This window comes from Bacteroidota bacterium (genome assembly GCA_016713925.1).
GTDB lineage: Bacteria > Bacteroidota > Bacteroidia > AKYH767-A > OLB10 > JAJTFW01.
The window spans coordinates 108,142-127,532 of sequence record JADJOH010000002.1 but is presented as its reverse complement, the minus strand read 5'-3'; the positions used below and the strand labels follow the sequence as shown (position 1 = coordinate 127,532).

17 protein-coding genes are annotated in these 19,391 nt (G+C 43.3%); 10 read left to right on the top strand and 7 right to left on the bottom strand.

Annotated features, from left to right (window positions below):
* Positions 1-16 precede the first annotated feature (16 nt).
* The 6 genes from IPJ86_00620 (at position 17) to IPJ86_00595 (ending at position 6,653) form a co-directional block, all read left to right on the top strand.
* Entirely contained in the window at positions 17-1,171 is a 1,155-nt protein-coding gene (locus IPJ86_00620; protein MBK7885847.1) for a LysM peptidoglycan-binding domain-containing protein, read from the top strand.
* A 198-nt stretch (positions 1,172-1,369) separates the two neighbouring features.
* A complete protein-coding gene (locus tag IPJ86_00615; GenBank protein MBK7885846.1) occupies positions 1,370-2,002 on the top strand; it encodes a hypothetical protein in 633 nt (210 codons plus the stop codon).
* Positions 2,003-2,338: 336 nt separating this feature from the next.
* Positions 2,339-3,826, top strand: a complete 1,488-nt coding sequence (locus IPJ86_00610; GenBank protein MBK7885845.1) for an MHS family MFS transporter — start codon at positions 2,339-2,341, stop codon at positions 3,824-3,826.
* Positions 3,827-4,202: 376 nt separating this feature from the next.
* Positions 4,203-4,919: an acetolactate decarboxylase gene (locus IPJ86_00605; protein ID MBK7885844.1), complete on the top strand. Its 717-nt coding sequence runs from the start codon at positions 4,203-4,205 to the stop codon at positions 4,917-4,919.
* Between the two features lie 46 nt (positions 4,920-4,965).
* On the top strand, positions 4,966-5,436 hold the full coding sequence (locus tag IPJ86_00600; GenBank protein ID MBK7885843.1) for a cobalamin-dependent protein: 471 nt from the start codon (positions 4,966-4,968) through the stop codon (positions 5,434-5,436).
* The gene (locus tag IPJ86_00595; GenBank protein MBK7885842.1) at positions 5,433-6,653 is read left to right on the top strand and encodes a DUF4080 domain-containing protein; all 1,221 of its coding nucleotides are present in this window, start codon (positions 5,433-5,435) and stop codon (positions 6,651-6,653) included. The genes IPJ86_00600 and IPJ86_00595 overlap by 4 nt, the downstream gene beginning before the upstream one ends.
* A gap of 875 nt (positions 6,654-7,528) precedes the next feature.
* Here IPJ86_00595 and IPJ86_00590 read toward each other — a convergent pair.
* Complete coding sequence (locus IPJ86_00590) at positions 7,529-11,047, bottom strand: T9SS type A sorting domain-containing protein (GenBank protein ID MBK7885841.1); 3,519 nt, start codon at positions 11,045-11,047, stop codon at positions 7,529-7,531.
* A 450-nt stretch (positions 11,048-11,497) separates the two neighbouring features.
* Entirely contained in the window at positions 11,498-12,676 is a 1,179-nt protein-coding gene (locus IPJ86_00585; protein ID MBK7885840.1) for a proline dehydrogenase family protein, read from the bottom strand.
* Between the two features lie 295 nt (positions 12,677-12,971).
* On the opposite strand from IPJ86_00585, the gene IPJ86_00580 reads away from it, so the two are divergent.
* Genes IPJ86_00580 through IPJ86_00565 form a run of 4 tightly spaced genes read left to right on the top strand, consistent with a single transcriptional unit; the run spans position 12,972 to position 15,199 of the window.
* On the top strand, positions 12,972-13,418 hold the full coding sequence (locus tag IPJ86_00580; protein ID MBK7885839.1) for a hypothetical protein: 447 nt from the start codon (positions 12,972-12,974) through the stop codon (positions 13,416-13,418).
* Entirely contained in the window at positions 13,397-13,687 is a 291-nt protein-coding gene (locus IPJ86_00575) for a hypothetical protein (GenBank protein MBK7885838.1), read from the top strand. The genes IPJ86_00580 and IPJ86_00575 overlap by 22 nt, the downstream gene beginning before the upstream one ends.
* An 8-nt stretch (positions 13,688-13,695) precedes the next feature.
* A complete protein-coding gene (locus IPJ86_00570; GenBank protein ID MBK7885837.1) occupies positions 13,696-13,974 on the top strand; it encodes a hypothetical protein in 279 nt (92 codons plus the stop codon).
* A 1-nt stretch (position 13,975) separates the two neighbouring features.
* Complete coding sequence (locus IPJ86_00565; protein MBK7885836.1) at positions 13,976-15,199, top strand: 3-phosphoshikimate 1-carboxyvinyltransferase; 1,224 nt, start codon at positions 13,976-13,978, stop codon at positions 15,197-15,199.
* Between the two features lie 30 nt (positions 15,200-15,229).
* On the opposite strand, the gene IPJ86_00560 is transcribed toward IPJ86_00565, so the two are convergent.
* The 5 genes from IPJ86_00560 to IPJ86_00540 all read right to left on the bottom strand — a co-directional run bounded on the left by IPJ86_00560 (position 15,230) and on the right by IPJ86_00540 (position 19,281).
* The gene (locus IPJ86_00560) at positions 15,230-16,807 is read right to left on the bottom strand and encodes an FAD-binding protein (protein ID MBK7885835.1); all 1,578 of its coding nucleotides are present in this window, start codon (positions 16,805-16,807) and stop codon (positions 15,230-15,232) included.
* A gap of 102 nt (positions 16,808-16,909) precedes the next feature.
* Entirely contained in the window at positions 16,910-17,293 is a 384-nt protein-coding gene (locus tag IPJ86_00555) for an outer membrane beta-barrel protein (protein ID MBK7885834.1), read from the bottom strand.
* Positions 17,256-17,624 (bottom strand): hypothetical protein, encoded by a 369-nt coding sequence (locus tag IPJ86_00550; protein MBK7885833.1) that lies wholly within the window; start codon positions 17,622-17,624, stop codon positions 17,256-17,258. Before IPJ86_00550 ends, IPJ86_00555 begins: the two co-directional genes overlap by 38 nt.
* Entirely contained in the window at positions 17,621-18,343 is a 723-nt protein-coding gene (gene ubiE, locus IPJ86_00545; protein MBK7885832.1) for a bifunctional demethylmenaquinone methyltransferase/2-methoxy-6-polyprenyl-1,4-benzoquinol methylase UbiE, read from the bottom strand. The genes IPJ86_00550 and ubiE overlap by 4 nt, the downstream gene beginning before the upstream one ends.
* Positions 18,340-19,281 carry a D-glycero-beta-D-manno-heptose-7-phosphate kinase gene (locus IPJ86_00540; protein ID MBK7885831.1) on the bottom strand — a complete coding sequence of 314 codons (942 nt, stop codon included), beginning with the start codon at positions 19,279-19,281 and terminating at the stop codon, positions 18,340-18,342. Before IPJ86_00540 ends, ubiE begins: the two co-directional genes overlap by 4 nt.
* Between the last annotated feature and the right edge of the window lie 110 nt (positions 19,282-19,391).

The following is a 19,391-nucleotide window of genomic DNA, read 5'->3' as shown; positions in this document are numbered from 1 at the left end:
ATACTTGTGTAAAGATATGAATCAAAAAATGATAGATTTTGTGAAGTGGAAGACAGGGTTATTCCTCCTGTTCTTCATTGTGTTAGGAACTTTTACGCAGGCTGCAGATCCCGATTCGCTGCGCACCCGCTGGATCAACGGGAAGAAATTCACCTTGCACAAAGTGGCGCCGAAGGAAACCTGGTCCAGTGTCTCCCGACGCTATACGGTTACCATCGATGATCTTCAAAAGGCTAATCCGGGAGTCGACGGACTGAAAATAGGGCAGATCATTAATATTCCCGCTGGTCTGACCACCGATTCAAAGGAAGTGAAAGCGGCTCCGGAAAAGCCACCCGCACCGGTGACCAAGGTGGTTGAAAGTACGCCGAAGAAAGCAATAGTTCAGCAGCAAACCGGTCCTACAGGGAAAACGCATACGGTACAAAAAGGCGAGACGTTATATCGTATTTCGAAGATGTACGATATGTCCATTGAAGAAATTAAATCACTCAATGGTCTGGGGTCTAATGCCATCTCGCCCGGGCAACAGCTCAGGATCAAAGCAAAAGTGGGTGATATGCAAGTCACCAGAGAAAGCGTAGCGACACCTGTTACACCTCAAACAGTTGCTGTGGAATCCACTCCTGCAAAGGCAACAACGCCCGTGGAGAAGCAAGCGCAGGTAGAGACTAAGAAAGAGGTGGTGAAACCGGAGCCGGTTGAGTCGAAGCCCGAGCCGGTCAAAGAAACTATCAAAGAGGAACCCGTACCTGTGAAGGCAGATAGTCACCAGACTTCGATGGTCATTTCACGCAACGACGATCGCACTGAAGTTCCACCGGTATATTCAAATCCCGGTACTTCCAGAACTTCTGTCATTGAGAAAGATCCGAAGAGTGGGGCAGAGGTGGAGAAAATTACGGAAATAGGAGTAGCAGCATGGCTCACGGAAGCCGATTTAAACCAAAGTAAATTTTATGCCTTGCATCGTACTGCACCGGTGGGCACCATCATCAAGCTCACCAACCGCATGAATAACAACAGTGTCTTCGTGAAAGTAGTGGGTCCGCTTCCCGATACCGGAGATAATAACAGCATCATCATCAAAATTACTCAAGCTGCCGCTCAGCGCATTGGTGCTCTCGACCAAAAATTCACTGCCGAGCTCAGCTATGGCGTCACACGATAGTAAACCCTAGCAGGTTCTGCCGGCGCTCCTCTGAAAAGAGGGGCGTATTTTTTTTAGGGATCTTTGGTACTATACTTGTGAGAGATCCATTAAAGATGCGTGAATATTTCTTCCTAACTTTGATTTTATATGAAGTCCGCCGAATTTTAATTTGCGATGTCTTTATTCAATGCAGTTAGAAATACAAAAAAATGTATCATGATGAAATGGACCTATAGTATCAAAAATAAAATAACCGCTGCCGGATTGCTTTTTCTTGTGTTGGGGTTAGTCATCTTCAGTAATTTTAACGAGCGGAATAAATCAGCAGAGATCAATAGTACGATCTCTTCGATGTATAAAGACCGACTCATTGTGGAGAGTTATATTTTCATGTATTCTCAAAAATTTCAACAGATCATTGAGTTGATCGACAATGAAGACGTGGAATTATCACGGCAACAAAATGGAATCAATCAATTGCTGACCGAAGCAAAAGCGTTGAATCTTTCTTATGAACAAACAAAGCTCACCGATCAGGAGGCCTTGAATTTTTACGAGTTTGTAGCGTTGTGTGAAGATATTCAGTTGCAAACTAACTCTGGAAATTTACTACTGGCAAAACAAAGTGCGAAGGAAGCCTCAGGTATATTGCAGGTGCTTTCCTCCATTCAGGTCACGGAAGCCAGGATGCAAATGAGCAGTATTGATAAACTTTTTAACATGACGTCTATTTATTCGCAATTTGAATTGGTTATTCTGGTTATCATCGGCCTCATCATCCAGGGACTCATTTTCGCCTCCGGAACACTTCGGGTAAAACCGATGAATACACAGCCAAATTTGAATTAAAGAACTCCTTTACATATATTAATTATATTCTCACGATCATCTTTTAACCATTCCTTATCTTATTGGGTTCATTCGTAGATCAAAAATTCATATTTCATTTTTAACATTCATTAAATCATCAATTCAACAATTCATTAATTTGTAAAAAGTCTTCAGGTAAACTTAAAATCTGTTTTTACCGCAAAGACGCTGGGGATGCGCAAGGGGCGCCAGGTTTTACTTCATTAACATTTATCAATTCATCTATCAACCTTCCTTCATTTAAAACATTCATCAATTCATCAACTCAACAATTCATCAATTGTATTTTCTATCTTTAGGATCTCTATAGAACCTATGCATCCAAAAGGTATTACCAAAGTTATAACAGCCTCTTCCGTTGGTACCATGATCGAGTGGTATGATTTTTATATTTTCGGGAGTCTGGCCAATATTATCTCGACGCAGTTTTTTCCGAAAGAGAATCCCACAGCAGCCTTTCTGGCGACATTGGCGGCCTTTGGTGTTGGCTTTGTTATTCGTCCCTTTGGTGCTCTGGTGTTCGGGCGTTTGGGAGATGTGATTGGAAGGAAGTATACGTTCATGATTACCTTGTTGTTGATGGGTGGTTCTACCTTTGCCATTGGTCTGATTCCGGGTTATAGTCATATAGGAATTGTTGCACCCATTCTGGTTTTTGTATTGCGTGCCTTGCAGGGGCTGGCGTTGGGAGGAGAGTATGGTGGGGCCGCTACTTATGTGGCAGAACATGCGCCACCGGGCAAGAAAGGTTTTTACACGAGTTTTATTCAGACCACTGCAACGTTCGGACTCATCGTTTCGCTGCTGGTGATTCTCGGTTGTAAGTCAATGATGAGTGCGGAGACCTTTGCGGAATGGGGATGGCGTTTGCCATTTTTGTTTTCCATATTCCTGGTGGCGGTTTCTTTCTTCATTCGTAAGCGCATGGATGAGTCGCCGGAGTTTAAAGAACTGCAGGCAGAAGGGAATGTTTCGAAGAATCCATTGAAGGAAAGTTTCGGGAAATGGAAAAATTTAAAATGGGTATTGCTGGCTTTGTTTGGTGCTACTGCAGGACAGGGAGTGATCTGGTATACCGGACAATTTTACGCGATGAATTTTTGCACCAACACGCTGCATATTGATTCGTCGCAGATTCAAAAGATGCTCATCATTGTCTTGCTGTTGGGTACACCGCTATTTATTTTCTTCGCCTGGCTCTCTGATAAATGGAACCGCAAATGGATCATGCTCACAGGCATCTTACTCGGAGGAATATTTTACCTGCCGATTTACGAAGAGATGGCAAAGCAAGCGGACTGGAAAGCCTGGCAGGAGCAAGAGCAACCTGTTCCGCAAACTGAGTTCAACATTCATGAGGCAAGTGGTGATTCCATCGTCATGAATAAATATGTATATGCCAATCAGGTCATCCGCACCGAGAAAATCGAATTTTCGAAAACAGAGAATTTCACCACTTCTAAAGTGACACAGCTCATCGAATTATCTTCCCCTAATTTATGGATGATGGGAATCTTGATATTTATACAATTGGTTTTCGTTACTATGGCCTACGGACCCATCGCCGCATTCCTGGTAGAGCTTTTTCCGGTACAAATACGTTACACCTCCATGTCGCTGCCCTACCATATCGGCAACGGCGTTTTCGGCGGACTAACGCCCCTCATCGCCGAATCCCTCGTCCTCAAATCAGGAAATATTTTCGCCGGACTTTATTACCCCATCACCGTCGCTTTCATCACTTTCATCATCGGTGCCATCTTCATCAAAAAGAGCAATGACTTCACGGTTCACCAATCCTGATGAAACTTCCTGCCCAATAAATTTTACGTAAGCAAAATGAATTTTATAATCCAACAAGACCTCAATTGGAATTGATGAATGTGTTCGAATGCAGCAAAACTTTCTTTTAACCACTAAGCCACTAAGGTCACTTAGGCCACTAAGAAGAAGAAAAAATCCTTAGTGTTTCTTGTGTTCTTAGTGTCTAAGTGGTTATATTGGAAAACTCCTTTGAAGTCGATTATTTCCATTCACTTATATTGCGATTAATGTTTTACAGTAACCTGATTATTTTCATGCGAAAGTCATCTCGAGGATTAATGATTAAAAGTTCAAATTTCACTTTTTTGCAATTTATTCGCTCCCGATCTGTACATTTGTACTAAATACTAACAGAATGAGATTTATAAAGGTGATTTTAGTTTTTATACTAGCAATGATGGCTATCAGTACTTCTCAGGCGCAACGCAAGAATGGAGAAGTGATCATAGTGGGGGAGATGAAGAATGTGATGTGGAAAGGGCAGTTGCATGGATCAATTTTCCTCGATACGATTGCGAATAAGGAGCATTTATATGGATTTGGTCCGGTAGAGTATCTGGCCGGTGAAATTCTAATTGTGGATGGTATCGCTTATAAATCGACCGTATTCGACGATACCTCCATGATGGTAGAGCCAACTTATGATGTGGAAGCGCCTTTCTTTGCTTATGCCAATATCTACCAATGGAAGGAAATTCCCCTGCCGAAGGAAGTGAAGTCGTTGCCGCAGTTGGAAGCATTTCTTCACGCGCAGACCTTGTCGGTCGGGAAACCGTATTTGTTTAAACTCTCGGGAAAAGCTGAAAAAGCAAAAATTCATGTGGTGAATCTACCGAAGGGTGCACGCGTAAATACTCCGGACGATGCGCATCTCGGAAGGAAATTTTATGAGTTGGTGAACAGGGAAGTGGATATTGTAGGATTCTTCTCAACGGCTCACCAAACTGTTTTTACGCATAAAGATTCCTATCTGCATATGCACCTGCTTACAAAGGATAAATATGCTATGGGGCATTTGGATGAATTGCAATTCGAGCAGGGTGCGATGAAGTTGTATTTGTCGCTTGATTAGACTTTTTCATTGACATTCGTTTCTTAACTACTCTTTTAATTAGCTGATGAAAGTTCTCCTCACCACTCTTAATTCAAAATACATTCACCTGAATCTGGCAATCAGGTTGCTGTATGCCTTGAATAAACATAGAGGTAACGTCGACTGGCAGGAGTTTACCATTAAAGAGAAGGCGGAAGATATTGCGACCCGCTGCATGGGATATGAAGTCATCGCCTTTAGTTGCTATATCTGGAATATCACGCAAACATTGGCAGTGGCAAGAAGGATCAAAGCGGTGAATCCGGCAATTAAAATTTTACTGGGTGGTCCCGAAGTCAGCTATGAATACGATGATTTTATCGCGCTGCCGGAAGTGGATTTTATTATAGTGGGTGAAGGAGAAATTCCCTTTGGATTGTTTCTGGATCATTATCCTGATGTATCAAAGGTTCCGAATCTTGTTTATAAAGCGGAGGAGAAGGTTCATTTTTTCCGGCTCAGCTCAATTTTGATCTTGAAAATTATGCCGGTGTGAATCCTTATATTCTCGATAAGCCGGAGGAGCTCTTCAATAAAGTATGCTATATCGAAACCTCCAGAGGCTGTCCGTATAAATGTGAATTTTGTCTGGCAAGTCTGGATAATAAAGTGCGGTTCCTGCCGATTGAAGATATTAAGTCCAATCTCCTCTACCTGATGGAACATGGACGAGTGATTAAATTTCTCGATCGCACCTTCAACGTGAAAAAGGATTTTACGATTGATATTTTTCAGTTTATTCTAAAGCATCATCGTCCTGGAAATATTTTTCAGTTTGAGATTACCGCGGATATTGTCCATCCGGAAATTGTAGCGTTTATTCTGGAGCATATTCCGAAAGGATTGTTCCGGTTTGAGATTGGTATTCAAACGGTCAATCAGAAAGCGAATTTGCAGGTGAGTCGCAAGCAAAATTTTGAGAAGACCAGTGGGGTCATCAAGCAATTGGACCATATCGTAGAAATGCATCTCGATCTCATTGTGGGACTTCCCCTCGACGAATGGGAGGATGTGCGGTTCAGTATTGAAGAGACGTTTAAATTGCATCCGCCTGAACTGCAACTGGGATTTCTGAAATTTCTTCGCGGCACACCCATGCGGCATAAACACGAGCAGCATGATTATGTCTTCGATGCCAATCCGCCGTATCAGATTATTGAAAGTAAATACCTGAGTAAAGAACAGTTATTTGACCTCACCTTGCTGGAAGAAGCATTGGAAATCTACTGGAATAAAAAGCGGGCGCTGCATACGTTGAAGTATATTTCTAAACACTATAGTATTTTTGATTTTCTCCTCGGACTCGGAAGTTATTTTAACCGACATTCTGATTTTCATAAACATTCGCTTTATGAAATTTATGATATGATATCAAATTTTGCAGCTGAACATTATGAAAATGACGAAGTGTTGAAACAGCTTATTGCAATTGATTACTATAGTCAATCTAAGATTAAGCCGCAGATTCGCTATCATCAGGAGATTTCTGCTTCTGATAAACAAACAGTAATTGATCGTCATAAATTAAATCACCATAAGTTTCGATTTATAATATTGCATGTGACCTTTGATATGAAGGAATATCTGCAATCAGAGGAAATTATAAAAGGATTGTTCACGATCGTTTTACAATACGATGGCATGGAATTACCGGTGATGACCTGTTTGCCGGAAGTGCAAATCAAGACGGAAACAATTTTTCGCCAGTATTGAGAATCCTCTTTTTCCTGACTTCCACACTGTGACACCCTAAATTGAAAGCCGAGAGTTCATTAACTATTCGCTGTTCTTCAGAAAGTACCGGAGTACGGTGATCAGTTTATTGGTAGGTGTTAGAAGATTGATTTCATGGATATTTTAATTTCTATGACTCTTTCCGGGCTCATGTATGACTTCATCTCCTTTAGGTTTCATTCTGGCTATTTATAGATTTTATACTCCACAAATTTCAAGCAAATATGAGTTGATAACTGATTTGTTGAACCATCTACTTCTGAGAACTGTGAAGTGTATCCATATAACGATATCTTCAGAGTAAGTTTTATGCAGAAGACAGGAAAAGAAAGAGCGACGGAACGGAGATGGATATTTCTTCTACATAAGCCCTGTAGGGGCGGTATCTCTGTAACCGAAAAACTCCACTATCGATTCAATCGCCATCAGCCGACCTTAGGTCGGCTGATGGCATAGGTGGGAGAAGATGATATCCTTTTTTACAGAGATACCGCCCCTACAGGGCTTGTACATCGAAGAACTCAGGCAAGGTCTCAAGTAAGACATATCACCCGTGGGACATCATAAGACACGTTTAGATTTACAGCATCAGGCTTTTCTTTTATTTGTTGAATCAATCGTTTTTTTTCTATAAAAGGCAGGACAGAAAATAATTAAAGGAATTTATACAATCATTTTTCAATACGATCACATAGAGTTGCCTGTGATAACCTGTTTGCCGGATGTTTCCGTCACGACGTAAACAGTTTTTCGGCGGTAGTAAAAATTCACTTTGTTTTGTCAAGATCAAAAGCTGCATAAATAAAAAGCCGGTAGTCATCCCACCGGCTTTTAAATTATTTACTGAAGGAAAGCTAATTAATCGTAATCCGTTTCACTGTCGATTTATCGGAACTGATAATGTTCACCATATAAACCCCTTTACTTATTTTTTCAAGGTTGATGGTTCTGCGGTGTTCTCCAATAAATGCGTTGAGCGTGTATTCATGCACAACTTCACCTAATGTGTTCGTGATTTTGATGGTGTAATTATCGGCTTGGGCAGCATCGAACTTCACAGTGAATTCTCCCTGATTGGGATTCGGGAAAATTTCAAAGTTGTTCACCGCCTTCAAATCATCAAGTCCTTGTACAGCGCATGTGTCCAATGCTACGCAAGCGGTTCTTCCTGTATTGCAGGCGATCTCAGTATACGTCCAGAAATAGAAGAAATAATAATAGCCCGGTGAACCTGCATTGCTGCCTGTGATGTTTACCGCTGTACTATTGTATGGATATACAGCACCGGAGGACATTCGGTAAAGATCTACCAATCCTCTGCACTTGATGAAATAATTATTGCCGGGATATACGGTGAAATTTACATTTACTGTATAAGGTTGTGTCGGACTTGCGGGAATAAATATAGTGGTATCGGCATAGGTGTTTCCCTGCTCATCGATGATTTCAATTGTTCGGTCACCCGCAGAGTTAGAGTAGACTTCAAACGATTGAATAATCACCGGACTGGTCACATCAAAATAAAGTCCACGGATATCATTAGCAGTAAAGAAGGCTCCCGTACCTGTACTTGTTCCGGATTCACCAACATAATCGGTTTGACCCATGGGAAGTTCTTCATCTACATAGAACGTAGTTGTTGTAGTGATAGTAGGTGAATAATTATTTCCTGTTGTCAGCAAATTGCCGCCACCCGGTGCATCCCACCAACGCAATGTACCCGTTCCTGATCCTGTTGCGGATAGATTTACAGTGCCGGGTCCACAACGTACATCTCCTGTAGTTGCAGGATCTGCCTGCGAACTGGAAGCGATGATGATGAAGTTGTTGTAAGTAGTGGTATCTCCGCCAATCGCATTGTTGGTAATCAAGGTGACAGGATATGTACCCGCTGAATTATAAAACACCAATGGATTTTGCTGAGTAGAGGTAGAAGGTGAACCGCCGGGGAAACTCCAGTTCCAGGAAGTTGGCTGACCTGCTGAATAATCACTGAACTGCACTGCAGAACCCGGACAAGAAATATTTAAAGATGAACCGAAGGCAGATGCAGGAGGGTAGGAGCCGGGAACATATAATCCGGATTCCCACATTCCCCTTCCGTAAGTGGAAGCGCGAATGGTATTGGTAGCATAGTGTATCGCCAACTGACTTACGATGACGTTAGGTAATCCATTGGAGAAAGGTTGCCAGATGGCGCTGGTCGCATCTTTGTAAAATGCTCCTACATCTGTACCAATGTACAATGCATCATTGGAGTTGTTTTGATAAACGATATGATTGATCGGGATGTTAGGAATGGATGCAGATAAGTTCGTCCAGGTGACTCCCTGATCAGTTGTTTGAAATACTTTGTTGTTATTGTTAAAACCGGAGTAGGTGATCCAGGCTTTGTTGGGATCGGTATTACTGCATGCAATTGCAGTGATGGTTCCGGGAGGGACGTTCGTAATAGTGGTCCATGATGTGCCACCATTCGTTGTTCTGTAAAATCCGCCCGGTTTCGAAACCCATATGACTAAATTATCAGCTGGTGATACCGTGAACGAGGTCATGGTGGTGTTGTTCGTGAAAGCAGAAATTTTTGTCCACGAAATTCCTCCGTTGGTGCTTTTCCAGAGATTGACAAACCCTGCATAGATCGTTCCTGCATTCACAGGGTCCTGACTCCATGGCGTTACCCAGGCACCGGCTTCATTGATGTTTCCTACAGCAGATGACCATGAATTTCCGCCGTTGGTAGAGCGGTTTAAGGATCCTTCATATTGAGATCCCCACATGTTCTGATCATTGTTCCAGTCGATGAATGCCAGCATACCATCTCCGCCCATCACTTCCTGCCAGGTGCCGTTGTACCGGTTTGTTCCATTGTCCTGCCATCCTTGAATCAAAAGATTGGCATTGGTCGTAGATTGTCCGAAACCATACATCTGTCCGATTTGTAAACCATTGCTATGATCTGTCCACGATTGTCCGCCGTTAGAAGAACTGAATAATCCACCATCGTTAGCAGAGTAAAATGTGGTACTGTTTAAATAAACTAAATCATGGATGTCGGCATGTACATAAGGTGCTCCCGATCCTGTCCAATGCCCGATGAGGGAGAAATTACCTCCGCCATTCGTCGATCGCCAGTTGTTGACTCCTCCTACAATGATCTCATCTTTGTTTCCGGGAGATGCAGCGATGGCCAGATCATACCATCCTTGTCCGCCTGCATCTGCACCATTCGAGTTCCAACCTAAAACATTGGCGGGGGAAGCAGTATTCACTTTAGCAAACGATGATCCGCTATTGGTCGATTTATATATTCCTTCAAAACCATAATCAGTAGCAGCTTTAGCGGCGAGCACATAGACATAGCTGGGATCATTATCAGTGACAGCAATGGCCATCCTGCTGAGATTGGCTGCGGCCGCAAAACCGGTCGTGATTTTATTCCAGTTTTGTCCGTTGTTGGTGGAGCGGTAAAATTCTGTTCCACAGGCATACATAGTAGAAGGATCTCCCGGCTTAAATTCCATGTCTTTGAATCCGCCTGTTTGAACCAGGGTAAAAGTAGCTCCCGCGTCAGTACTTCTGAAGATACCCGCTGAAGAAGCCACCAATAGCGTGCTGGTGTTCGTTGGGTCAATCAAAATTCTGCTGATTTGTCGGGTGTTGGCCATATAATAGGAGAGACCGGTAGTGTTCCAGGTTTGTCCGCCATCTGTACTTTTTAAAATTCCGATGGTATACGTATCTCCTGCATCCCCATCTCCTGTGGCGAGATACATGGTGTTAACATTGGTGGGATCTATAGCGATGTCCGTACAGCCGATCACCTGTGCAAGTTGATCGGTATTGGTCGACCATGTTAAACCGGCATCCGTCGATTTCCAGAGTCCTCCTGCAGGAGATCCTACATAAATGGTGTTGGCATTGCCGGGCTCGAAACGCACAAAATTTAAACGGCCTGCTCCACCACCAATAGGAATAGTGGAAGTAGGACCAATCAATGTCCAGCTACCGGCAGTCTGTGTTGAAAATTGCTTGCGGTATTTTTCGTTTTCTCTCCAGGTTAAGGAAGGATCAAAACGCTCTCCGGTTGGAAAAACACGCGGCGCCATGAAGTTTTCCCAGCGTTTATACTGTGCAAAGCCCGGTACTTCGATTTCTTCCTGATGTACGCCTTCGCCCTGCCGCTTCGACATCCGTCGCTTCTGACGCTCAACCTGACGGTCTTTTTTCACATAATATTTATTGAAGGCCTTCTGTACATCATAAAAATTGACATCCGGATTTTTCATCTTCTCTACCCAATCCTGAGCATATAATCCGCCGGTTAGACTGAACGTCAGCAGCAGGGTGAAGTAGAATAACTGTTTTTTCATTGTTTGGTTTTGTGTTGATTTTGCCTATCAAAAATAGTACAATCCTGTTTCACCTCCGCCGGTTATGGAAAATTCCACTTGGATGTATTGAAGATTTAATTGAACTCCATGAAGTAAACTCGTTTTCTATCATCAAAGTCACCAATATTCTTCCATTCAGTTAGCATATCCTCGCAAATGAAATCCTCTACATGTAATATTAACAAGTGAATTAAGTGCCTATACTCCTCCAATGATTAATCGATGTTCGGTAAACACTAAGTCACTAAGTTCACTAAGAATCACTAAGGATTTTTAGTCATCTATAAAAGCTATATCTAAAGGGTTTGGTTAGTGTATTATCACAATAAGCATAAAAATTCAATACCATCATCACTCATCACGGCATCAATCATCCCAAAATCATCAAATCTTCAAATCACCGCATTTTCAAATTTTCAAATTTTCAAATCATTTTTTTCTTCTCCGCAATTCTGCTGTCAACAACGATAATTCTCTTCCCATTTGTCCGGCAATAGAAGTATTTTCCTGCGCTCTTCTGGTTAAGTAGGGGAGAACAGCGGCAACAGGTCCGTAAGGGACATATTTAGCAATACGGTAGCCCGCTTTGGCGAGGTTGAAACTGATATGATCACTCATGCCGAGGAGTTGAGAAAAATAAATACGTTCATCGTTTGGAGAAATATTATTTTCAGCCATCAATCGGGTGAGTAAAAGACTGCTGTTTTCATTGTGTGTGCCTGCACAGATGGCGATCCGGTCGATATGCTGCACGCAATACCGAAGGGCGGCATCGTAATCTTTATCACTGGCAGCTTTATCGGCATGTATCGGTGAGGGATAGCCGTTCGTCGTTGCCCGCTCCCGTTCTTTTTCCATATAGGCACCGCGTACGAGTTTAAGTCCTAAAAAATAACTTCCTTCCACCGCTCTTTGATGAGATGTTTTCACAAATTCCAGACGATCGTGGCGGTAAAGCTGTACGGTATTGTAAATAATGGCTTTTTCCTTATTGTATTTTTCCATCATCTGAGTAGTCATATCATCAATCGCGGGTTGAATCCAGGTTTCTTCGGCATCGATAAAGACACGCACATTCAATTGAAATCCTTCTTCACAAATTTTCCTTACCCGCTCTTTAACCCGACTGTATTCAGCAGCTTCTTCTGAACTGAGTTGAGCTTTGTTGCTGACCTTTTCCAGCAAATCGATTCTGCCGAGTCCGGTGACCTTAAAAACACTGAAGGGAATATTCGGATCAAATTGAGCTCTTTTGACCGTAGATAATATCTCCTGACAACTATGATCGAATTCCACTTCGTCTTCCTTGCCTTCAACAGAATAGTCGAGTATGGATCCTACTCCCAGCAGACCCAGTCGTTCAATCGTACGGGCGCAATCGTTGATGTCTTCTCCTCCGCAAAAATGCCGGAAGATGGTTGCACGGATTAATCCCTTCACCGGCAAATGATATTTTAAAGCACCGGTGGCAAGATTACTTCCCACTTTGACCAATGAAGGAAAACTGATGGCTTTAAATAGCCAATAAGCTCTGCGTATTTCATGTGTACTTCGAAACGCAAAGGAGTTTTCGAGGTTGTCGAAGGATAATTTAGGGGGTGATTCCATTAACACGCCCAAAGATAGTAAGAAGGGGATAACATCAAGGGCAGAAATAGCATGATAATTCTCTTGTTTTATTCTGTACGGGCTTGTATTTCAATGGGTAAATTTATGACGGATATTTTTATCGGTGAAGAGGGCTTGTTTTAGGCGCGAATACCTGAAATGACCTACCTTCATCCTCGAATTAAATTCCGGATATCTTGTTAGTCATGCACTCCTCTCCCACACCTAAATATGATTTCCTGCAACAGGAAAAGCCGGTCTATTCCGGAGCCGATGCGCTGACAAGGTTGGAAAGATGGTTGACTTTGCAAAAAATGTAAGTCGCATTGCAGTGCTTTGTGATGCGCATACGGCTCATGCCTGTCTGCCTATTTTATTGAAAGTGATGCCGGCTTCAATTCCGGTGGCTGAAATTGTAATTGAACCCGGTGAGCATTCAAAATCTTTGCAGGTATGTCAGGATATATGGCAACGCTTAACGCAGATGGAAATCGGGCGGGAAGATCTGCTGATCAATCTGGGAGGTGGTGTAGTGAGTGAGATTGGTGGCTTCGTGGCTTCGGCGTATTTACGTGGTCTTCGGTTTGTGAATGTGCCCACTTCGCTGATGGCCATGACCGATGCCGGATTGGGAGGGAAAACGGGTGTTGATCTCGACCATATCAAAAATAGAATTGGTACTATTTCGTTTCCGAATGTACCGTTTGCTTCCCCGGTTTTTTGGATACATTGCCGGAAGTAGAGTGGAAGAGTGGCGCTGCCGAAGTATTTAAACATGCCTTGATCGCTGACCCGGACTTGTGGAAGGCGCTTGTTGCACATGGCTGTACGCGGGAATCATTGGCGGTGATGCTGCAACGTATTCAACGCGTGAAGATGGAAGTGGTGCATATCGACCCCTATGAGAAAGGACTGCGGAAGATTTTAAATTTCGGTCATTCCATCGGTCATGCGATCGAGAGCCAAAGTTTGTCTTCATCAACAGTGCCCTTACGCATGGACAATCCGTAGCCATCGGTATGATGATCGAAACTGAAATTTCATTGCGGATGCAGAAGTTATCTAACGGTGAAGCAGAGGAGATTATTCAGGTCCTTAGCCATTATTTCGGTAAAGTGAATTTGTGTGATTATTCCGTTTCGGATATTCTGAAGTGGATGCGTTATGATAAAAAGAATCAAAAGGGTGAAGTGAAGATGAGTTTGTTGACAGGTATTGGCGGTTGCGATTGGAATATTCCCGTTGATGAAAATTTATTGGCCGATGTCTTGGTGCACTTTGGCGCAAAAAACAAATGAGGTGTTAAAATTAGCTGCTCCTCCCGGACCCCTCACCGCTCATGTACTTTTGCCATCTTCAAAAAGCATCAGTAACCGTTTGCTGATTATCCGTGAACTTTCCACAGCACCCTTTCGAATTGATCAGTTGTCAGATGCGGATGATACCCGTATTCTTGCGGACTTACTGTCGGAAAATGCTAATCTTGAAAATTGCGGCCACGGAGGAACAACGATGCGTTTTTTACTCGCGTTGCGTTGCCTGCAAGGTCATGAGGGAATAATTACCGGCTCCTCCCGACTGAGAGTACGTCCCATTCGTCCGCTGGTCGATACCTTGAAGGCATTGGGCGCAGCTATTTCTTATGAAGAGAAGGAAGGTTTTTTACCCCTCCGTTTAGGAAAATCAGTACTGCACGGCGGTGAAATCTCCATACGTGCGGATGTGAGCAGTCAGTTTATTTCCGCTTTGTTGTTGATAGCCCCTCGACTGAATGCTCCATTATCGCTACAACTTACCGGTAATGTAGTCTCCTCCTCTTATATCAAAATGTCCATTGATTTAATGAGAAGTTTTGGCGCAGATATTACTACAGCGGCTAATTGTATTGTGGTGAAACCATCGCAGTATACCGCTCGTGATTTCGCGGTTCCCGGAGATTGGTCGGCAGCGGCTTTTTTCTATGCGATGGCTGCGCTGCGACCGGGTTCACAAATGACATTGCCACGCCTGGGTAAGGATCAGCTACAGGGCGACCGAAGATTAATTGAATTGATGAAAGACTTTGGGGTGGAAACTCTCGTGCAAGAGGATGATGTAATCATTAGCGGAACCGGTGTTTTGAAAGAGAACTATTCGTATGATTTTACGGAAACCCCCGATCTGGCGCAGGCATTTGCGGTACTGGCAGCCGTTAGTAATCGCCCGCTTCATCTTTCCGGTTTATCTACGCTGAAAGGGAAGGAAACGGATCGTCTTTTGGCCTTGAAGATTGAACTTGAAAAGGCCGGAGCTCAGTTACACATCACCGATGATTCTTTAGAAGTTAAAACGGGGATTAAAATTTCTTCCTTAAGTCAACCTACGTTTAATACCTATGCGGATCATCGGATGGTAATGGCCTTGAGTCTGCTTTCGTTTTCCGGTGAACAGGTAACCATCAATGAGCCGGAGCAGGTGGCGAAATCATTTCCAACTTACTTTTCGGAGTTGGAAAAAATGGGTTTCCATGCAGTTTTTAACTAATGGAAAAGATCCGGATTTCGCTTTAGTGATTTAATGCGATTTCAAATAAAGCACCGCTGCTGCTGCACACCGTTCTCCATCCATAGCTGCAGATATAATTCCTCCTGCATATCCCGCGCCTTCCGCACAGGGAAAAAGCCCCTTGATCTGTGGATGCATGCAACTTTCTTTGTCGCGTGGAATGCGTACCGGTGAAGATGTTCGCGACTCAGTGGCGACCAATACGGCTTCGTTGGTAAAATATCCTTTCATTTTTTTGCCGAAGTCCATGAGTCCTTTTTGAAGAGCAAAAGAAACGGTTGCAGGCAATACTTGTCGAAGATCAGTGGATCTAACGCCCGGCAGATACGAAGTTGGATTCAGCGTTCGGGAAATCTTCCCTTCACAAAAATCAACCATCCGCTGCGCCGGAGCCACCAGCTTACCACCTCCCGCCTCGAACGATTTTCGCTCTACCATCGCCTGAAATTCCATGGCAGCAAGCGGGCCGTGCTGATGAAAGGGTGCGAAGTCTTCCTGCTGCACATTCACCACCATTCCCGAATTGGCAAAAGGGTTATTACGTTTTGAAGGTGACCATCCGTTCACAACAATTTCTCCGGGAGCTGTTGCGGCAGGTGCTATAATTCCTCCCGGACACATACAAAAACTATACACCCCTCTCCCTTCAAATTGTCCGCTCAAAGTATATGCGGCAGCAGGAAGAAATGGCGATCGCTGTTCACAATGATATTGTATGCTGTCAATTAATTGTTGCGGATGCTCAACCCGCACTCCTAATGCAAAATCCTTGGCTTCGATGAGTATTTTCTGGTCATGAAGCATCCTGAATACATCTCTGGCAGAATGTCCTGTTGCTAAAACGAGGGCGTCTCCTTCAATGAATAGTTGTTGTGCACTATTGATTTCTCTTACCAGCGCTCCACGAATAGTATTGTCCGTAATTTTCAATGCTTCTAAGCGGGTATTGAAATGCACTTCTCCGCCACATGCTTCAATGCGTTCACGCATCGCCGTTACTATATCAGGTAATTTATTGGTGCCGATATGAGGATGCGCATCAATGGTAATGGCAGGCGTCGCACCGAAATGCACAAAGGTGGCCAGCATCTTCCTGACATTGCCTCTTTTATCAGAACGGGTATAGAGTTTTCCATCGGAGTAGGTTCCGGCACCACCTTCTCCAAAGCAATAGTTAGAATCGGAATTTACTTCGCCCTCCTTGCTAATGGCCGCCAGATCACGTCGACGACTGCGGACATCTTTTCCCCTTTCAATGATAACGGGCTTATATCCCAGTTCAATCAGCTCGAGGGCAGCAAAAAGTCCGGCAGGCCCTGCACCGATAATTAAAACCCGCTGCTTATTAGTTACGTTTTGATAGTTTCTTTCATACAGCTCCTGCTCCGGTAAATTTTCCTGCACCGCCACATCGAAAAACAAACGGTATTTTACCTGTCGGGAACGTGCATCAATTACTCTGCGTACGAGACGAAAATCCCTGATTTCCTGCTCCGGAATTCCTGAAGAAACACTTATTTTATGACGATACTCCTGCTCCAGGGCCACCTCTTCGGGCAGCAACACGAGCTCGATGCGTTGTAACATTTTATGCTATGAATGGTCCTTCGTTACTTAAATTTATTTTTTACTGTTGGAATCTTAACTCAGATGTACTGAATAATACAGAAGCCGCTTCTGCAAATAAATCTATTCAAAAGTAAGTGAAAAAGTAAATATCCTCGATCTTAAAGCGGAGATGCTGGTCGTGTATACCGCCGGATCAGTGGCGAGCACATTGGGAATACCCTGGAACATTTTTATTTCAGGTGCGAATTTGAATAAGGGAAGATAGAGATCCATACCGACACCTATGATATAACCAAAATCTCTGTCATCTAATTTCACCAGCTCCTCCTGATTTTCAACTTTTGCCTGTGATACCAAATCAATCATGTATTTAAATCCACCGGTTACATAAAAACGATAATTGTTAACACGGTTCGATTTAAACTTCAGCTCAAGCGGAAACTCAAGGAAGGTGGATTCCACTTTTTTAATGATCACATCCGTAGCACCGATCTTTGTCGTCATTTTGTAGATCAAATCTCTTTGTGAAAATGGCGAGATCAGGTACGAAACGCAAGTCGAGATTATTGGTAAGATGAAGGTTGGCGATGATGCCCAGATTGAATCCCGCCTTGCCATCTGCTTCAAGAACAAGCACGCTGTCGGAACGATAAAAATCATCCGCTTTGGTGATTCTGAAATCTGTAGTATTGTAGCCGAGTAAAAATCCGAAATGAATCCATTGCTTATCGTATTTTTCAAGATTTCTGACTTTAATACGTTGCGCGAATCCTTCGTTTCCGTTGCAGAACAACAGGAAGCAACAAATCGATAAGAGTCGCAGTGAATTTCTCATTTTATACCGGTATAGATACTTGCAATGCCAAACGTTAAAGGAATCGATTTGGTATCCTTGAATCCTGTTTTTGTAAGAATACTCAGGAAATTTTTACCATGCGGGAAGGCCGATACCGAGGCGGGAAGGTATTCATAGGCAGAGCGTTCTTTCGAGAGCATTTGTCCGATTTTCGGCATTACCTTGTACGAATAAAAATTATAGAATTGTTTTACGGGGAAACGATCCGGCTGTGAGAATTCCAGAATAACGACTTTCCCTCCCGGGCGCAACACCCTGTACATCTCCTTCAGCCCTTCTTCCAGATGCTCAAAATTACGCACACCGAAAGCCACAGTGATCGCATCAAAACGCGCGTCATCATACGGTAACTGCTCCGAATCCGCTTGCTCGAGACGGATAATACCCTGATAGCCTTTCGCCATAATTTTATGACGACCGATATCCAGCATTTTATTGGAGATATCGATGCCGATAATTTCGGCAGGCTTTAAGCGCATACATTCCAGCGCGAGATCAGCGGTACCGGTAGCAATATAAAGAATGGCATTTGGTTTAATCGCGATCAACTCATCAATGGCTTTCTTCCTCCAGCTCTTGTCGATACCGGCTGACAATACTTTATTCAACAAGTCGTAGCGTGTAGCAATGCTGTCGAACATTTCTTCCACACGTTCCCTCTTGGTGCTTCCCTTGTAATGTTGTGGTATAACGGTCATAATACTAAATGTGCAGCTTCCGCTTTTAATTGTAATTTATCTATCGGCACTACGCCCACTTTCTCACAGACCAATCCGCCGGCAAGATTGGCGAGAGCAGAAATGCTCTTTGCTTTAAGTCCAAGTGCAAGACAAAGTGATGCAATGCTGATCACGGTATCTCCCGCACCCGACACATCGCTGATATTGCGGATATGCGCAGGGAGGATCGCATGTTCATTGTTCCTGCTATAATACACGCCCGCCTCTGATAAAGTTACCATCAGCATATCAATTTGCTGTTGGTTCTTGAATCCATTGGTGGCGGCATACAATTGTTCCGCATCACTTTTATCCAAATCAATCTTCAATCCCTCTTTCAATTCTGAGAGATTAGGTTTAAATAATGTAACACCCCGGTAGGCCATGAAGTTTTTCTTCTTCGGATCTACAGCGGTAGGAATTTTACGTTCGGAGCAATAGGAAATTATTTTTCCGATCACCTTTTCTCCCAAAACACCTTTGTCATAATCTTCAAAAACGACTACCTGTGGTTTGTATTGATCGAGCATGGTTTTCACTTTCACCAGCAAATGCTCCTGCTCCATGTCATTTAACTCATGCAGTACTTCATCATCAACTCGTATCAACTGGTGATTATTGCCTATCACACGGGTTTTTACTGTTGTCACACGATCAGGAGAGGGGACCATTCCATCGGTATTCATCCTCAGTTCCTGCATCAACCGCAACATTTCATCCCCGTTACGGTCATCACCAATCACTGAACATAAAATAGGATCAGCACCCATAGCACTTAAATTAATGGCGACATTGGCAGCACCTCCCAAACGCGTTTCCTTTTTATGCACGGTAACGATAGGGACCGGAGCTTCCGGCGAAATACGATCAACCTTCCCCCATAAGTAGGCATCCAGCATGACATCTCCTATCACCATTACCTTCAAATGGTTAAAGGCTTCAAATACTTCGTTTACGGATGAAAATGGAGACAAGATCGGTTGGTTTTCAGAGGGGCAAAGGTAGTGATTCCCTTTCAAAAGGAAAG